Source organism: Plantactinospora veratri (assembly GCF_036421995.1).
GTDB lineage: Bacteria > Actinomycetota > Actinomycetes > Mycobacteriales > Micromonosporaceae > Plantactinospora > Plantactinospora veratri.
The window spans coordinates 49,891-65,127 of sequence record NZ_JAZGQL010000015.1 but is presented as its reverse complement, the minus strand read 5'-3'; the positions used below and the strand labels follow the sequence as shown (position 1 = coordinate 65,127).

At 70.9% G+C, this 15,237-nt stretch carries 16 protein-coding genes and 1 tRNA gene; 3 read left to right on the top strand and 14 right to left on the bottom strand.

The genetic code is table 11. The features are described 5' to 3' along the window. Window positions 1-5 precede the first annotated feature (5 nt). On the top strand, window positions 6-392 hold the full coding sequence (locus V1634_RS20565) for a RidA family protein (RefSeq protein WP_331209517.1): 387 nt from the start codon (window positions 6-8) through the stop codon (window positions 390-392). A 30-nt stretch (window positions 393-422) separates the two neighbouring features. Here the strand turns inward: V1634_RS20565 and V1634_RS20560 are convergent, their stop codons facing one another. The 9 genes from V1634_RS20560 to V1634_RS20520 all read right to left on the bottom strand — a co-directional run bounded on the left by V1634_RS20560 (window position 423) and on the right by V1634_RS20520 (window position 9,115). Continuing rightward, window positions 423-1,712 (bottom strand): sulfate adenylyltransferase subunit 1, encoded by a 1,290-nt coding sequence (locus tag V1634_RS20560; RefSeq protein ID WP_331209516.1) that lies wholly within the window; start codon window positions 1,710-1,712, stop codon window positions 423-425. After that, complete coding sequence (cysD, locus tag V1634_RS20555) at window positions 1,712-2,623, bottom strand: sulfate adenylyltransferase subunit CysD (protein ID WP_331209515.1); 912 nt, start codon at window positions 2,621-2,623, stop codon at window positions 1,712-1,714. Before cysD ends, V1634_RS20560 begins: the two co-directional genes overlap by 1 nt. Window positions 2,624-2,776: 153 nt before the next feature. After that, entirely contained in the window at window positions 2,777-3,640 is an 864-nt protein-coding gene (locus tag V1634_RS20550; protein WP_331209514.1) for an inositol monophosphatase family protein, read from the bottom strand. Between the two features lie 153 nt (window positions 3,641-3,793). Next, window positions 3,794-4,387: an aminoacyl-tRNA hydrolase gene (gene pth, locus V1634_RS20545; protein ID WP_331209513.1), complete on the bottom strand. Its 594-nt coding sequence runs from the start codon at window positions 4,385-4,387 to the stop codon at window positions 3,794-3,796. 120 nt (window positions 4,388-4,507) lie between these two features. Continuing rightward, window positions 4,508-5,197, bottom strand: a complete 690-nt coding sequence (locus tag V1634_RS20540) for a 50S ribosomal protein L25/general stress protein Ctc (RefSeq protein ID WP_331209512.1) — start codon at window positions 5,195-5,197, stop codon at window positions 4,508-4,510. A gap of 327 nt (window positions 5,198-5,524) precedes the next feature. Next, window positions 5,525-6,505 (bottom strand): ribose-phosphate diphosphokinase, encoded by a 981-nt coding sequence (locus V1634_RS20535; RefSeq protein WP_101369534.1) that lies wholly within the window; start codon window positions 6,503-6,505, stop codon window positions 5,525-5,527. 51 nt (window positions 6,506-6,556) lie between these two features. Continuing rightward, the gene (gene glmU, locus V1634_RS20530) at window positions 6,557-8,071 is read right to left on the bottom strand and encodes a bifunctional UDP-N-acetylglucosamine diphosphorylase/glucosamine-1-phosphate N-acetyltransferase GlmU (RefSeq protein WP_331209511.1); all 1,515 of its coding nucleotides are present in this window, start codon (window positions 8,069-8,071) and stop codon (window positions 6,557-6,559) included. Window positions 8,072-8,145: 74 nt separating this feature from the next. Next, window positions 8,146-8,216 (bottom strand) — tRNA-Gln (locus tag V1634_RS20525). A gap of 47 nt (window positions 8,217-8,263) precedes the next feature. Further along, on the bottom strand, window positions 8,264-9,115 hold the full coding sequence (locus tag V1634_RS20520) for a helix-turn-helix domain-containing protein (RefSeq protein WP_331209510.1): 852 nt from the start codon (window positions 9,113-9,115) through the stop codon (window positions 8,264-8,266). Window positions 9,116-9,263: 148 nt separating this feature from the next. On the opposite strand from V1634_RS20520, the gene V1634_RS20515 reads away from it, so the two are divergent. Continuing rightward, window positions 9,264-10,235, top strand: coding sequence for an acyl-CoA desaturase (locus V1634_RS20515; protein ID WP_331209509.1), 972 nt, complete (start codon window positions 9,264-9,266; stop codon window positions 10,233-10,235). 132 nt (window positions 10,236-10,367) lie between these two features. After that, window positions 10,368-11,063, top strand: coding sequence for a TetR/AcrR family transcriptional regulator (locus V1634_RS20510; RefSeq protein ID WP_331209508.1), 696 nt, complete (start codon window positions 10,368-10,370; stop codon window positions 11,061-11,063). A gap of 33 nt (window positions 11,064-11,096) precedes the next feature. Here the strand turns inward: V1634_RS20510 and V1634_RS20505 are convergent, their stop codons facing one another. The 5 genes from V1634_RS20505 to V1634_RS20485 form a co-directional block, all read right to left on the bottom strand. Next, the gene (locus tag V1634_RS20505; protein ID WP_331209507.1) at window positions 11,097-11,570 is read right to left on the bottom strand and encodes a DUF4383 domain-containing protein; all 474 of its coding nucleotides are present in this window, start codon (window positions 11,568-11,570) and stop codon (window positions 11,097-11,099) included. Window positions 11,571-11,697: 127 nt separating this feature from the next. Next, window positions 11,698-12,153, bottom strand: a complete 456-nt coding sequence (locus tag V1634_RS20500; protein ID WP_331209506.1) for a DUF4383 domain-containing protein — start codon at window positions 12,151-12,153, stop codon at window positions 11,698-11,700. Window positions 12,154-12,273: 120 nt separating this feature from the next. Beyond that, on the bottom strand, window positions 12,274-14,082 hold the full coding sequence (locus tag V1634_RS20495) for an ABC-F family ATP-binding cassette domain-containing protein (protein ID WP_331209505.1): 1,809 nt from the start codon (window positions 14,080-14,082) through the stop codon (window positions 12,274-12,276). A gap of 23 nt (window positions 14,083-14,105) precedes the next feature. Beyond that, a complete protein-coding gene (locus V1634_RS20490; protein WP_331209504.1) occupies window positions 14,106-15,062 on the bottom strand; it encodes a 4-(cytidine 5'-diphospho)-2-C-methyl-D-erythritol kinase in 957 nt (318 codons plus the stop codon). Next, window positions 15,059-15,217, bottom strand: coding sequence for a hypothetical protein (locus V1634_RS20485; protein WP_331209503.1), 159 nt, complete (start codon window positions 15,215-15,217; stop codon window positions 15,059-15,061). Before V1634_RS20485 ends, V1634_RS20490 begins: the two co-directional genes overlap by 4 nt. Window positions 15,218-15,237: the final 20 nt, after the last annotated feature.

Sequence of the window (15,237 nt, the reverse complement as noted above, 5' to 3'; positions counted from 1 at the left end):
CCGTCATGACACGATTCCACAACCCCTCGCCGGAACGGGTGCACCCGCCGATCGCCGGCTTCCACCACCAGGCCGAGGTCAACTCGCCGCGCTGCTTGGTGCTCTCCGACCAGTTCGGAATCCGACCTGGCGGGCATGTGCCGGACGACTCGATCGAACAACTGGTGATCGCGCTCGACAACGTCCGTTGGAACCTCTTCGCCGCCGGCCTACAGGTCAGGGATGTGGTAAAGCTGACCATCTATCTTGTCGGCGACGTTGACATGGATCGGCTGCGAGCCGAACTCGCCCGCTGGCTCGTCCGCCACAAACCGACCCTGAGCATCCTGTTCGTCGCCGGGCTCGTCGGTCCGAGCTTCCGGGTACAGGTAGACGCCCTGGCCGCCCACTGAACCACCGGGGGCGGCACCGCCACCCGACGGTCAGCCGGCCTCGACGATCATGCCGGCGCCGACCGTACGGTTGGTCGCCTCGTCGATCACGATGAAGCCACCCGTCGTCCGGTTGCGCCGGTACTCGTCCGCGAGCAGCGGCACGGTGGTCCGCAGCCGTACCCGGCCGATCTCGTTGAGCCGCAGTTCGGCGGCGGACTCGTCCCGGTGCAGCGAGTTCACGTCGAGCCGGTACCGCAGGTTACGGATCACCGCCCGGGCGGACCGGGTGGTGTGCTTGATGGCGTACTTGCCGCCGACCCGCAGCGGTTTGGTCTCGTCCATCCAGCAGATCATCGCCTCGACGTCCTGGGCCACCGCCGGGGCGTTGGTCGGCCGACAGATGAGGTCGCCCCGGGAGATGTCGATCTCGTCGGTGAGCCGCACCGTCACCGACATCGGCGGGAACGCCTGCTCGACCGGGCCGTCGGCGGTCTCGATCGCCGCGATCCGGCTGGTGAACCCGGACGGCAGCACCATCACCTCGTCGCCCGGCTTGAGCACCCCGGAGGCGACCTGCCCGGCGTAGCCCCGGTAGTCCGTGACCGTGGTCGACTGTGGACGGATCACGTACTGCACCGGGAACCGTACGTCGACCAGGTTACGGTCGCTGGCGATGTGCACGTGTTCGAGGTGGTGCAGCAGCGAGGAGCCTTCGTACCAGGGGGTGTTCTCGGACCGGCTGACGATGTTGTCGCCGTGCAGCGCCGAGATCGGCACCACGGTCAGGTCCGGCACGTCCAGCTTCGCCGCGAACGCGGTGAACTCGTCCGCGATCCGCTCGAAGATTTCCTGGGACCAGTCGACCAGGTCCATCTTGTTGACGCAGAGCACCAGGTGCGGCACCCGGAGCAGCGAGCAGAGGAACGCGTGCCGGCGGGACTGCTCGACCAGCCCCTTGCGGGCGTCGACCAGGATCAGCGCCAGGTCCGCCGTGGAGGCCCCGGTCACCATGTTCCGGGTGTACTGGATGTGCCCGGGGGTGTCGGCGATGATGAACTTCCGCCGGGGGGTGGCGAAGTACCGGTACGCGACGTCGATGGTGATGCCCTGCTCGCGCTCGGCCCGCAGCCCGTCGGTGAGCAGCGCCAGGTTGGTGTACTCGTCGCCCCGGGCCGCGCTGACCGCCTCGACCGCTTCGAGCTGGTCGGTGAAGAGCGACTTGGTGTCGTAGAGCAGCCGGCCGATCAGGGTGGATTTGCCGTCGTCGACGCTGCCGGCGGTGGCGAACCGGAGCAGGTCCATCGCACGGGTCTCGGTCGGGACCACGGTCGCCGTCATCAGAAGTACCCTTCCCGTTTGCGGTCTTCCATCGCCGCCTCGCTGACCCGGTCGTCGCCCCGGGTGGCGCCGCGTTCGGTGATCCGGGTCGCGGCCACCTCCTCGATCACCATCTCGACGGTGTCCGCCGCCGACCGGACGGCGGCGGTGCAGGAGGCGTCGCCGACGGTGCGGTAGCGGACCCGCTCGACGAAGGGCGTCTCGCCGGCCCGGGGGGAGATGAACTCGTTGACCGCGTAGAGCATGCCGTCCCGCTCGACGACCTCGCGCTCGTGCGCGTAGTAGATCGACGGCAGCCCGATCTTCTCCCGGGCGATGTAGTGCCAGACGTCCAGCTCGGTCCAGTTGGAGAGCGGGAACACCCGGATCGACTCGCCCGGGTGGTGCCGGCCGTTGTAGAGGGACCACAGCTCGGGGCGCTGGTTCTTCGGATCCCACTGGCCGAAGTCGTCGCGGAAGCTGAACACCCGCTCCTTGGCCCGGGCCTTCTCCTCGTCCCGGCGGGCGCCGCCGAAGAGGGCGTCGAAACGGTACTTCTCGATCGCCTCCAGCAGCACCGGCGTCTGGATCCGGTTGCGTACCCCGTCGGTCGGCTCCTGGACCAGTCCGGACTCCAGCGCCTCCGGCACGCTGGCCACCACCAGTTGCAGCCCCATCTCGGCGACCCGCCGGTCGCGGTAGGCCAGTACCTCGGGGAAGTTGTGCCCGGTGTCGACGTGCATCACCGGGAACGGGATCCGGGCCGGCGCGAACGCCTTCTCGGCGAGCCGGAGCATGACGATCGAGTCCTTGCCGCCGGAGAAGAGCAGCACCGGCCGCTCCAGTTCGGCGACCACCTCGCGGATGACGAAGATGCTCTCGGCTTCCAGCGCGTCGAGATGGGAGACCCGGTAGGCCGCTGGCGAGGTCATCGCGTCACCTCGCCGCGCCCGCCGACGGAATCCGGCTCCCCGGTGCTGAGCTGGCCGATCCGCTCGCCGCGCCCGCTCATGCCGGCCCTCGTTCGTGCTGCTCGCCCATGGGATTCCAGACCCTCCCGGTCGGTTAAGTCGCCATGTCCCGGCCTAGGGTACCCGGAGGTGGCGCTGCAGCGCTGCGAGCAGCCGAGGAGCGAGATCCTTACGGCACACCACCAGATCCGGCAGGCGGGGATCGGCCTGGTTGTATTTCAGCGCGGATCCGTCGATACGGGAAGCGAAAAGCCCGGTGGCCGTCGCCACAGCGACCGGCGCCGCCGAGTCCCACTCGTACTGGCCGCCAGCGTGCACGTACCCGTCCACCTCGCCACTGATCACCGCGGCGATCTTCGCGCCGGCCGAGCCCATCGGCACCAGCTCGGCGCCGAGTTCGGCGGCCAGGTCGGTGAGGAAGACCGGCGGCCGGCTCCGGCTCGCCGCCAGCCGGACCCGCCGGGCCGTGCCGTCCGGGCCGGCCGATCCGGTACCCCCGGTCGCCGCCGCGAGCGTCATCGGCGGGTACGACGGCGGCTGGTCGGTGCCGAGCACCCGGTGCTGGGCGGGGAGCCCGACCGCGGCGCCGACGATGCCGTGCGCGGTGCCGGCCCGCCGGGCCCAGAGCGCCACGTGCACCGCCCAGTCCGTCCGACCCTCCTCGGCGAACTCCCGGGTACCGTCCAGAGGGTCGATGATCCAGACCCGGTCGGCGCCCAGCCGGGGCGCCACCTCCGGCTCCGCCCCGGCGGCCCAGGCGAGCCGGGCGCCCTCGTCCTCCTCCGACAGCACCGCGTCGGCGGGCCGCCACCGGGCCAGCTCGGTGCGGAGCAGTTCGTGCGAGACCTTGTCCCCGGCCGCCTTCAACGCCCCCGGGTCGGCGAAGCCCATCTCGGTCCGGAGTTCCAGCAGGGCCTGACCGGCCCGACCTGCCAGCCAGCGGGCGAACTCCCCGTCGATCACCGGCGGCGCGGCCATCAGGGCATCTCCAGGGAGCCGGCCCCGCCGGCCGCTTGACGCGAGATCATCGTTGTCAGCCTCCTCACCCGCGGCGAAAAGACTACCGGCCGAGGCGCGACTGCGGGGTGGACCGCCGGCCCGCCACACCGGGCACTGTCCGTCCGTCGCAGGTCAGGTGCCGCCGTGGTACGTGTTCTGCGCCCACTCCAGGCCACGCCCGACGACCGCCTCCGCCGCGTCCGCCGCGCGGTCCACCAGGAACTCCAGCTCCTTGCGCTCCACGGCGGAGAAATCGGAGAGTACGAAGTCGGCCGGGTCCTGCCGTCCCGGCGGCCGCCCGATCCCGAACCGCACCCGCAGATAATCCTTCGTCCCCAACGACTTGGACATCGACCGCAGCCCGTTGTGCCCGCCCTCGCCGCCACCCTGCTTCAACCGGATCTGCCCGTACGGAATGTCCAACTCGTCGTGTACCGCGACCACCTGGTCGACCGGCACCTTGTAGAACTGGGCCAGCGCCGCCACCGGCCCGCCCGAGAGGTTCATGTACGTCAACGGCTTCGCCAGCAGCAGCTTCGGCCCGCCGAACCCGAGCCGCCCCTCGGCCACCTCGGCGACCGCCCGAAGGTGCCGGCCGAACTTCGCGCCGATCCGCCCGGCGAGCAGGTCGGCCACCATGAAGCCGACGTTGTGCCGGTGCCGCGCGTACTCCTTACCGGGATTGCCGAGCCCGACCAGCAACCACGGATGAAGCTCCTCCGCCACGCCGCTCTTTCCCCTCTGCTCACCGACCCGCCGAGCGCCACAGTACGAACCCGCTGGGCGTCACAGTACGAGAACAGGCGCCCCCGAACGTCCGGGGGCGCCTGTGGAGACGGTTGTCGCTCAGGCCTCCGCGGCGGCCTGCGCGGGTGCGCCCTGGTTGTCGCCCTCGGCCTCGGCGGCCTCGGCACCGGGGCCCTCGGCACCGGCTTCCTCCTCGGCCTCCTCGGTCGGCTCCTCGCCGGCCTCGGCGGCCATCTGCTCGGCGGTCGGCGCCTGGGTGACGAGCGCGAGGATCTGCTCCGGGTCGGCGACCAGCTCCACACCCTGCGGCAGCCGTACGTCCGCCGCGGTCACCTGCGCACCGACCTCGAGCCCGTCGAGGGAGACCTCGAAGCTCTCCGGCAGCCGGGTCGCGTCGGCGCTCACCGACAGGGTGTTCTGCTCGTGCACGACCAGGGTGTCCCGGGCCGGCTCGCCGGTCAGGTGCACCGGCACGTCGACGGTGACCTTCTCACCCCGGCGGACCAGGATCAGGTCGATGTGCTCGAAGGTGTCCTTGATCGGATCACGCTGGATGGCCTTCGGCAGCGCGAGCGCCTGGGTGCCGTCACTGATCTCGATCGCGAACAACTGGTTGGCGCCACCGTGCCGGATGGCGGCGGCGAACTCACGCGCTGGCAGCGCGATGTGCTTGGGCTTTTCGCCGTGGCCGTACAGCACGGCGGGCACCTTACCGGCCCGGCGGGTACGACGGGCACCACCCTTGCCGAACTCGGTGCGGGGCTCGGCGCTGATCTTTACCTCGGACACGGGAAGACTCCTGATACGGTCACTGCGTCGCTACGTCGGCTGGCGGTTGCGGTGCTAGGGCGAGGGGGCGCGCTGGGGGCTTTGCGTGTGGCCACTGCCCGGAGCACCGCGTCGATGACGGTGCGTCCGTGCGGCGCTTGCTTCAGCGGCCCGCAGGGCACCCTCGCCGTGGCAACCGCACCAGTCTACCCGAGGCCCGATGCGGGTTCGCGGCGGTCCCCGCCCAGGCAGCTCGACATCATTCGCGATCCGCCAATTCCGCCTCTGGATCACGCTGCCGGACCGCTCCGGAGGGGACGCGCCGGACCGCCCCGGAGGGGGCGAGGGTCAGCTCAGCCCGCCGAAGAGGGTGGTCACCGAGCCGTCGTCGAAGACCTCGCGGATCGCCCGGGCCAGCAGCGGCGCGATGGAGAGCACGGTGAGCTTGTCGAGCTGCTTCTCCGGCGGCAGCGGCAGGGTGTTGGTCACCACCACCTCGCTGATCCGGCTGTTCTTCAGCCGTTCCGTCGCCGGGTCGGAGAGCAGGGCGTGGGTCGAGGCCACCAGCACGTCCGCGGCCTTCGCCTCGTGCAGGATCTCGGCCGCCTTGCAGATGGTGCCACCCGTGTCGATCATGTCGTCGACGATCAGGCAGACCCGATCCTCGACGTCCCCGACCACCCGGTTCGCCACCACCTGGTTCGGCTTCGACGGATCCCGGGTCTTGTGGATGAACGCCAGCGGGCAGCCGCCGAGCCGGTCGGTCCAGCGCTCGGCCACGCGTACCCGGCCCGAGTCCGGGGCCACCACCGTCATCGGGCGGCCGGCGTACTTGCGCTGGACGTACTCGGCCAGGATGTCCATCGCGAAGAGGTGGTCGACCGGGCCGTCGAAGAAGCCCTGGATCTGCGCGGTGTGCAGGTCCACCGTGAGGATCCGGTTGGCGCCGGCCGTCTTCAGCAGGTCCGCCACCAGCCGGGCGGAGATGGGCTCCCGGCCGCGGTGCTTCTTGTCCTGCCGGGAGTACGGGTAGAACGGCAGCACCACGGTGATCCGCTTGGCCGAGCCGCGCTTCAACGCGTCGACCATGATCAGGGTCTCCATGACCCACTTGTTCACGCCGTGCGTGACGGACTGCACCACGAAGGCGTCCGAACCACGCACCGACTCCTTGAACCGTACGAAGATCTCACCGTTGGCGAACTCGTAGGCGTCCGACGGTGTCGGCGCCACCCCGAGCACCTCACCGATCTCCGTGGCCAGCTCCGGAAATCCCCTTCCGGAGAAGAGCATCAGACTCTTGCGATTTTCGGCGACGATGCTGCCCATCGGCTCGTCTGCTCCCGTTTGTCGGTGGGTCACCCGGCGTTGGGCCAGAGACTATTCGGTTGCAGTATCTCCCGAGGCCGGACGACCTTCACCCGCTACGGAGCCCCCGTGGAGTGGCTCACCTTCGCTTGCGCCGGGCGCCCCCTGTCCGGCACGCTCCGCCGCCGCCGCGGACTTCGTACCGGGCCGGCGGCGCAGTACCCAGCCGTCGATGTTGCGCTGCTGGGCCCGGGTGATCGCGAGCGCACCCGGCGGTACGTCGCTGGTCACCGCGCTGCCCGCCGCCACGTACGCCCCGGCGCCCACCTCGACCGGCGCCACCAGGCTGGTGTCGCAGCCGACGAAGGCCGCCTCACCCACCACGGTGTGGCTCTTCCTGACCCCGTCGTAGTTCACGAAGAGCGTCCCGGCGCCGATGTTGGCCCGCGCCCCGATGGTGGCGTCACCGACATAGCTGAGGTGGGGCACCTTGGCACCCTCGCCGATCTCGGACTTCTTCACCTCGACGAAGGTGCCGACCTTCGCCTTCTCCCGCAGCGTCGCCTCCGGCCGCAGGTACGCGTACGGCCCCACGCTCGCCCCCGGACCGACCGCCGCGCCGACCGCGTGCGCCCGGAGCACCGTGGCCCCGGCGCCGACGGTGGTGTCGATCAGCGTCGTGTCCGGGCCGACGGCGGCCTCCGGACCGACGGTGGTGGCCCCACAGAGCTGGGTGTTCTGGTCCACCACGGCGTCCCGACCGAGGGTGACCGTGACGTCGATCCAGGTCGTCGCCGGGTCGAGCAGCGTCACCCCGGTACGCATCCAGCCCTCGTTGACCCGGTCGCGCAGCAGCCGGCGCAGCGCCGCCAACTCGACCCGGTCGTTGCAGCCCAGCGTCTCGGTGGCATCCGCCGCCACGTGCACCGCCACGGCTTCGCCGGTCGCGGCGAACTGGCCGAAGACGTCGGTCAGGTATTCCTCGCCCTGGTCGTTGTCGGTGGAGAGCTTGCCGAGCGCGTCCCGCAGCAGTGCGGCGTCGAAGGCGTAGATCCCGGCGTTGATCTCCCGGATCGCCCGCTGGGCCGGACTGGCGTCCCGCTCCTCCACGATCCGCTCCAGTCCGCCGTCGGCGCCCCGGACGATCCGGCCCAGGCCGGTCGGATCGGGCACCTCGGCGGCGAGTACGGTCGCCGCCGCCCCGGCGGACTCGTGCGCGGCGACCAGCTCCATGACGGTCTCCGGACGCAGCAGCGGCACGTCTCCGTTGAGTACCACGACGGTGCCACCGGCGTCCGGCGCGCTCTCCAGGGCGATCCGGACGGCGTGCCCGGTGCCGTTCTGCTCGGCCTGGAGCACCGGCTCGGCGTACGGGGCGACCTCGCGCAGGTGCGCGGTGACCTTGTCGGCGCCGTGGCCGACCACCACCAGCGTGCGGTCCGCCGACACCGGGGCGGCCGCCACCAGTACGTGGCCGAGCAGGCTGCGGCCGAGGATCGGATGGAGCACCTTGGGTAGCGCCGACTTCATCCGCTTGCCCTCACCGGCGGCGAGGACGACGACGGTGCGGAGGCGGGGCTGGGACACGAGAATGCTCCCGTCAGAAACGGCCGACAGTGTGCGGCCCCATGCTAACCAGGCACCGGCGACGATGGGCGAAGCTCCCGGGAGAGGATTCGAACCCCTACAATCAGGACCAAAACCTGACGTCCTGCCATTAGACGACCCGGGACCACTTAAAAGGGACAAACTTCCCTTCAGTCGGAGAGCATCTACACCCTACCGCCCCGCCTCCAGATCCTCATCCGTCATCCCCCGCATGATCCCCTCGATCTTCCAGTACAGCCGGCTGGAGCCGGGAACCTCGATGACCAGGCAGCCCCGATAACCGTCGCCGGTATTCCGCCGGTTGGTCGCCGGCCGGTGCCGCTTGAGCGAGGGCCTCCGGAACGCCTCCACCGGCACGCCGACCAGGTCGGACCACCACCGGGCAGCGGCGGTCGCGTCCGCCGTCTCGTGGATGCTGAGCTGGAACCGGAGGACCGTCCGCCGCATCCCCAGTGCCTCGACGAAGCGGAGAAACAGTAGGACTAGGCCAGGGTCGCTGTTGACGAACTTGACGCGGCAGTCGTTCGGGCGCCACGGCTTGGCCTTGGCACCCTCACACCAGTAGATCGCCGCGCCGACCAGGATCAACTCGCGATAGCGAAGTGTCTTCACCCAATCCGCCGTGGCCTTGACCGTCTCCGCTCGCGCTGCGTCCCGGGCCGCTCGGTGCGGACCCCAGAGCGCGTCGGTCATCCGCCGGGAATGCGCTCGTCTGCGGTCGGCCTCGGCCTCCGGGTCCGGGTCGAGCGGCAGGTGCCGGACCCACCGGTACGCGGTCGACTTCGCCACCCCCAGCTCGGCGGCGATCTCCGGCACCGAGCGGCCCGCCCCGCGCAGCTCGACGGCCCTGGCCCGCAGCTCGTCCTTCGCGTTGGGCCGTTTCGTCCACTCCGGCGCGGGAACATCCCGCAGCAACACCGCCAACCGGTCCTTGCCGATGCCGAGCCGCCGCCTGATCTCGCGGGCGGAGAGCAGCTCGACCGTACGCAGACGATGCGCCTCGGCGGCGAGCGGATCGATCACGACCAGGAGATTAGAGCTCGTGTACGACAAGAACCGTCGATGGCTGACAGCCGATTCCCAGTTCGCGTCCATGGCAGACTACGGCAGCGTAGGTTACGGTGACGTAGGCGTAAGTTACCGCTCTTCCCCCTACGCTCAGCGAGGTGCCATGTCCTCCGTCCTGCTCGAACAACCGGCCGCCGGCGCCAAGAAGGGCCCCAAGCCACTCACCGACGGCGTCCAGTCCAAGGGCATACTCGTCGCCCTCTGGTCCTTCGTCACGATCCCCTTCCTCGCCCTGATCGCCGCCGTGCCGGTGGCCTGGGGCGGATGGCTGAGCTGGACCGACATCGCCATCGCCGGAGTGTGGTACGTGGTGGCCGGACTCGGCATCACGGTGGGCTTCCACCGGTACTTCACGCACGGGTCGTTCAAGGCCAAGCGCTGGCTGCGGGTGGCCCTCGCCGTCGCGGGTTCGTTCGCGGTCCAGGGAAACATCACCCAGTGGGTCGCCGACCACCGCCGGCACCACGCCTTCTCCGACCTGGAGGGTGACCCGCACTCACCGTGGCGCTTCGGCAGCAGCGTGTGGGGTCTGACCAAGGGTCTCTTCCACGCCCACGTCGGCTGGCTGTTCAAGCGGGAACTCTCCAACCGCGAGCGGTTCGCCCCCGACCTGATCGCCGACAAGGACATCAACCGGGTCGACCGGCTCTTCCCGCTGCTGGTGGCCCTCTCCCTGCTCACCCCGGCGCTGGTCGGCGGCCTGGTCACCTGGTCCTGGCAGGGTGCGCTGACCGCGTTCTTCTGGGCCGGCCTGGTCCGGGTCTCGCTGCTGCACCACATCACCTGGTCGATCAACTCGGTCTGCCACGTCTACGGCGAGCGCCCGTTCGAGGTGCGCCAGGGCGACCGGGCGACGAACTTCTGGCCGCTGGCGATCCTGTCCTTCGGGGAGAGCTGGCACAACCTGCACCACGCCGACCCGACCTGTGCCCGGCACGGCGTACTGCGGGGTCAGGTCGACATCTCGGCCCGGGTCATCTGGCTGTTCGAGAAGGTCGGCGCCGCGTACGACGTGCGGTGGCCGAAGCCCGAGCGGGTTGCCGCGAAACTACTCAAATCAACACCGTCGCAGTGACCCGTGACGCGCCCGGGCACCCGGCCACGAGCGTCTTCCTGGCAGGATGGCCGGGTGACGGAGCGCAGCGAGGGCGCCACCAGGGACGATCCGAGTCGGCGTGGCGTCGCGAAACAGCAGCGGGATAGCGGGGTGACAGACGGTCCGGGAACCGACCGCAGCCTCGGGCGCCGGCAGGTCAAGGCTCCGGCGCCACCGCTCCCCAAGTCCGTTTCCCGGGTTCGGATGCCCGCGGCCCAGCGCCGGGAGCAGCTCATCGCCATCGGCCGGCAGGCCTTTGCCGAGCGCGGGTTCGACGCGACCTCGATCGAGGAGGTCGCCGCCCGCGCCAAGGTCTCCAAGCCGGTGGTCTACGAGCACTTCGGCGGCAAGGAGGGCCTCTACGCGGTCGTCGTGGACCGGGAGGTCCGTGCCCTGCTCGACCGGGTCACCACCGCGCTGACCGCCGGGCATCCCCGCGAGTTGCTGGAGCAGGCGGCGCTGGCCCTGCTCGACTACATCGAGGAGGAGACGGACGGCTTCCGGGTGCTGGTCCGGGAGTCGCCGGTGCTCTCCGCGACCGGCAACTTCAGCAGCGTGATGAACGACGTGGCGCATCAGGTGGAGCACATCCTGGGTGCCGAGTTCAAGAGCCGGGGCTACGACCCGAAGCTCGCCGAACTCTATTCGCAGTCCCTGGTCGGCATGGTGGCGTTGAGTGGCCGATGGTGGCTCGAGGTACGCAAGCCGCGCAAGGAGACGGTGGCCGCGCACCTGGTCAACCTCGCCTGGAACGGCCTGTCCCACCTGGAGGCCAAGCCGACCCTGCTCACCCGCCGGACCCGCTGAGCCGCCAGGTCCGGCGTCGCCGCAGGGTGGGCCTCAGCGGCCGGGGCGGGCGCTCGAACTGCTGTGCATCTCGCGTTCCTCCTCGGCGTGCTCCGCCGGGCCGACCTTGTCGTAGAGGCCGGTGGCGAGCAGGACGAGCCCGAAGAGCATCGACACGATGACCGTGGACATCGAGAAGTTCAGGATGTTCGCCTCGGTCTGCAACACGGCCATCATCGCGATCGCGACCACCAGGAAGACCACCCCGATGGCCAGGTTCATCAGGTGCCCGAAGTTGCCCCGGTGTACCGCGCCGAAGAGGACCACCAGCCCGAAGATCACCGACACCAGCGCGAACGCCATGTTGGTACGCAGCCCCAGCACCCAGTGGCTGCCCCGGCTGAAGAAGTCCTCCCCGGCGGTCTCGAAGAGTCCGAAGACCCCGAAGATCACGATGTAGAGGCCGATCAGCCCGGCGAGTACCCGGTAGACCGGACGAGCCGGATGGTTGATCGGAATGTGGGCCATGGCCCCTCCTCGCTGCCGGTTGGCGACTTTCCTACCGGATTGTCACCCGGGCCGGAGGGGATTGCCCGGCGAACGCCGGATCGGCACCGGCCGGACCGCTGCGTCGGCCGGCCGGTGCACCGCCGGATCAGAGCACCAGGCGGGCGTCCTCGAAGGCCTTGGCCTCCTCCTCGGAGCCGACCTTGCCGTACATGCCGCACATCAGCAGGGTCAGCCCGAGGATCATGGTCACGATGGTGGTGGCGACGGTGAAGTTCAGGTAGTTCGCGTCGGTACGCAGCACCGCCAGTTCGGCGAGGCCGAGCACCATCAGGGCGTACCCGAGGAGCTTGTCGACCGTCGTGTCGATGTTCCGGCCGACCAGGGTGGCGAGCAGGATGACCAGGCCGAGCACGGTCGAGATCACCGCGTGGCCGAGGTTGGTGCCCTGGCCGAGTACCAGGGTGTCGTCCTGGGCGAAGAACTCGCCGCCGCCGGCCTCGACGAAGCCGAGGACGCCGAAGGCCACCAGGTAGAGGCCGATCAGCCCGCCGATGGCCCGGTAGACCGGCCGCGCGGGATGGTTGACGGGGTTGTGGGCCATGATCAGCAGTCTCCAACGCCGTTGCCAGTGAGGGGTCAGGGCTAGATTCTTCCGCATGGCATCCGGGTGACGCCGCACACCCCCGCCGGTCAGGCCTCCTCGTCGGCGCACCGCCGCCGCTCAGCCCTCCGGTACCTGCTCGGCCAGGGCCAGCCACGCCTCCTCGGTCTGCTCCCGCTCGGCCCGTACCGCCCGGAGCTGGCCGTCCAGCTCGGCGATCCGGGTGTAGTCGGTGGCGTGCTCGGCCATCTGGTCGTGCAGCGCCGCCTCGCGCTGCTCCAGCTTGCCGATCTGCCGCTCCAGCCGGCTCAGTTCCTTGCGGGCCGAGCGCAGCTCCCCGCCGGAGAGGGCACTCTCGGCCCGTTCGGCCGGCGCCGCGCCGTTGCTGTGCCGCTCGGGTGGCGGCGGCGCGCCGGGCGTGACAGCGCGGGCGAGGTATTCCTCGACCCCGCCGGGCAGGTGCACCAGCCGGCCGTCGCCGAACATCCCGTAGACCACGTCGGTGACCCGTTCGACCAGGTAGCGGTCGTGGCTGGCCACGATCAACGTGCCGGGCCAGGAGTCGAGCAGGTCCTCCAGCGCGGCCAGGGTGTCGGTGTCCAGGTCGTTGGTCGGCTCGTCGAAGAGCAGCACGTTCGGCTCGGCGGCGAGCAGCCGCAGCAGTTGCAGCCGGCGCCGCTCACCGCCGGAGAGGTCGGAGACCGGGGTCCAGAGCCGGCGGTCGTCGAAACCGAAGATCTCGGCGAGCTGCGACGCGTTGATCTCACGGTCGCCGAGTACGACCCGGCGGGCCACCTCCTCAACCGCCTCCAGCACCCGCAGGCTGCCCGGCAACTCGGCCAGCTCCTGGGAGAGGAACGCCGGCCGGACGGTGGAGCCGGTCCGCAGGTGCCCACCGTCCGTGCCGCGTACCCCGGCGAGCAGCCTGAGCAGGGTGGTCTTACCGGCACCGTTCGCGCCGACGATCGCGATCCGGTCGCCGGGACCGACCTGCCAGGTCTGGTTGTCGAGGATCAGCTTCTCCCCGGCCAACAGGGTGACGTCGGTGAGGTCGTACACCTGCTTGCCGAGCCGGGCGGTGGCGAGCCGTTGCAGCGACACGGTGTCGCGCGGCGGCGGTACGTCCGCGATCAGGGCGTTCGCCGCCTCGATCCGGAAGCGCGGCTTGGAGGTCCGGGCCGGCGGGCCGCGCCGCAGCCAGGCGATCTCCTTGCGCAGCAGGTTCTGCCGGCGCGCCTCGGTGGCCGCGGCCACCCGTTCCCGTTCGACCCGGGCCAGCGTCCAGGCGGCGTAGCCGCCCTCGTAGGCGCGTACCGTCCGGTCGGCGACCTCCCAGGTGGCGGTGCAGACGGCGTCCAGGAACCACCGGTCGTGGGTGACCACCACCAGCGCGCCGCGCTTGCCGACCAGGTGCCGGGCCAGCCAGTCCACCCCGGCCACGTCGAGGTGGTTGGTCGGCTCGTCCAGCACCACCAGGTCGGCGGTGCGGACCAGCAGGGCGGCCAGGGCCACCCGCCGCCGTTCGCCGCCGGACATCGGCCCGACCGGCTGGTCCAGCCCGAGGTACGGCATGCCGAGCCCGTCCAGGATCGCGCGTACGCCCGCGTCACCGGCCCACTCGTGCTCGGCGCCGAACCCCTCGTCGAGCCAGGCGGTGCCGAGCACCACGTCCCGGACCCGGGCCTCGGGGTCGAGCACGAGGGTCTGCGGCAGCCAGGCCACCCGCAGGTCGCGACGGTGCGTCACCCGGCCGCTGTCCGGCTCCTCGGTCTTGGTCAGCAGCCGCAGCAGGGTGGACTTGCCGGTGCCGTTCAACCCGACGACGCCGATCCGGTCCGAGTCGGAAAGGCCCAGGGAGACGTCGGTGAGGAGCTGCCCCGCCGCGCCGTACCCCTTGGAGACCCGGTCCAGATTGACGATGTTGGCCATGTACTCAGACGGTAGTCAGCCGGTCAGCTCACCCGGGCGCCGGGGACCGGACCGTACGCCGTGCGGACCGCCCGGCACAGCCCGGAGGCGCTCAACTCGGCCGCGACCCGCTCGGCGTGCCCGCCGTCGGTGGCCAGGAAGACGCAGGTCGGCCCCGAGCCGGAGACGATGCCGGCGAGCGCCCCGGCCGCCTCGCCGGCCTTCAGCGTCTCCGTGAGCGCCGGGCGCAGCGAGAGCGCGGCGGCCTGGAGGTCGTTGCCGAGCGCCCGGCCGAGCCGGGCCGGGTCCCGGCCGCGCAGGGCGGCGAGCAGTGCGTCGGCGTTGCGCAGCGGCGGCGGGGCGGTGTGTTCGGCGCGCAGCCGGTCGAGTTCGCGGTAGGCGGCCGGGGTGGAGAGGCCGACCTCGGCGATCGCCACCACCCAGTGCCAGGTGACCGGGCGGGCCAGGATCGGGCTGATCGTCTCGCCGCGGCCGGTGCCGAGCGCGGTGCCGCCGTACACCAGGAAGGGGACGTCGGAGCCGAGCCCGGCGGCGATCCCGGCCAGCTCGTCCCGGCTGAGGTCGGTACCCCAGAGCGCGTCGCAGGCGACCAGCGTGGCGGCGGCGTCGGCGCTCCCCCCGGCCAGGCCGCCGGCGAGCGGGATCTGCTTGCGCAGGTGCAGCCGGGCGTGTGCCGGCACCCCGGCGTGCGCGGCCAGCGCCCTGGCCGCCCGGATCACCAGGTTGGACTCGTCCAGGGCCAGCTCACCGGCGCCCTCGCCCTCCATGGTCAGGGTGAGGGTGTCGCCCCGGCGGGCGGTCAGCTCGTCGTGGATCGAGATCGCGTGGTAGACGGTGTTCAGCTCGTGGTAGCCGTCCGGGCGCAGCGGCCCGACCCCGAGATGGAGGTTGACCTTCGCCGGCACCCGGACCTTGACCGGGCCGGGCATCCTCCGGCGCGGACGCTCGTCGGAGTCGTCCGGTCCCCATGCCTCGGTCATGCAGCGATGTCCCGGACCCGCAGCCGGGCCTCGAACGGCTTGGCCAGCGTCAGCAGCAGGCGCACATCCTCGATCGTGTGGTTCGCCAACCGCTGCCGGACCGGGTCCGGTGACCACGGCCGCCGGGACGCGGGACCGACGGGCTCTGCCGTCACGTCGACCACCTCCTGCCAGA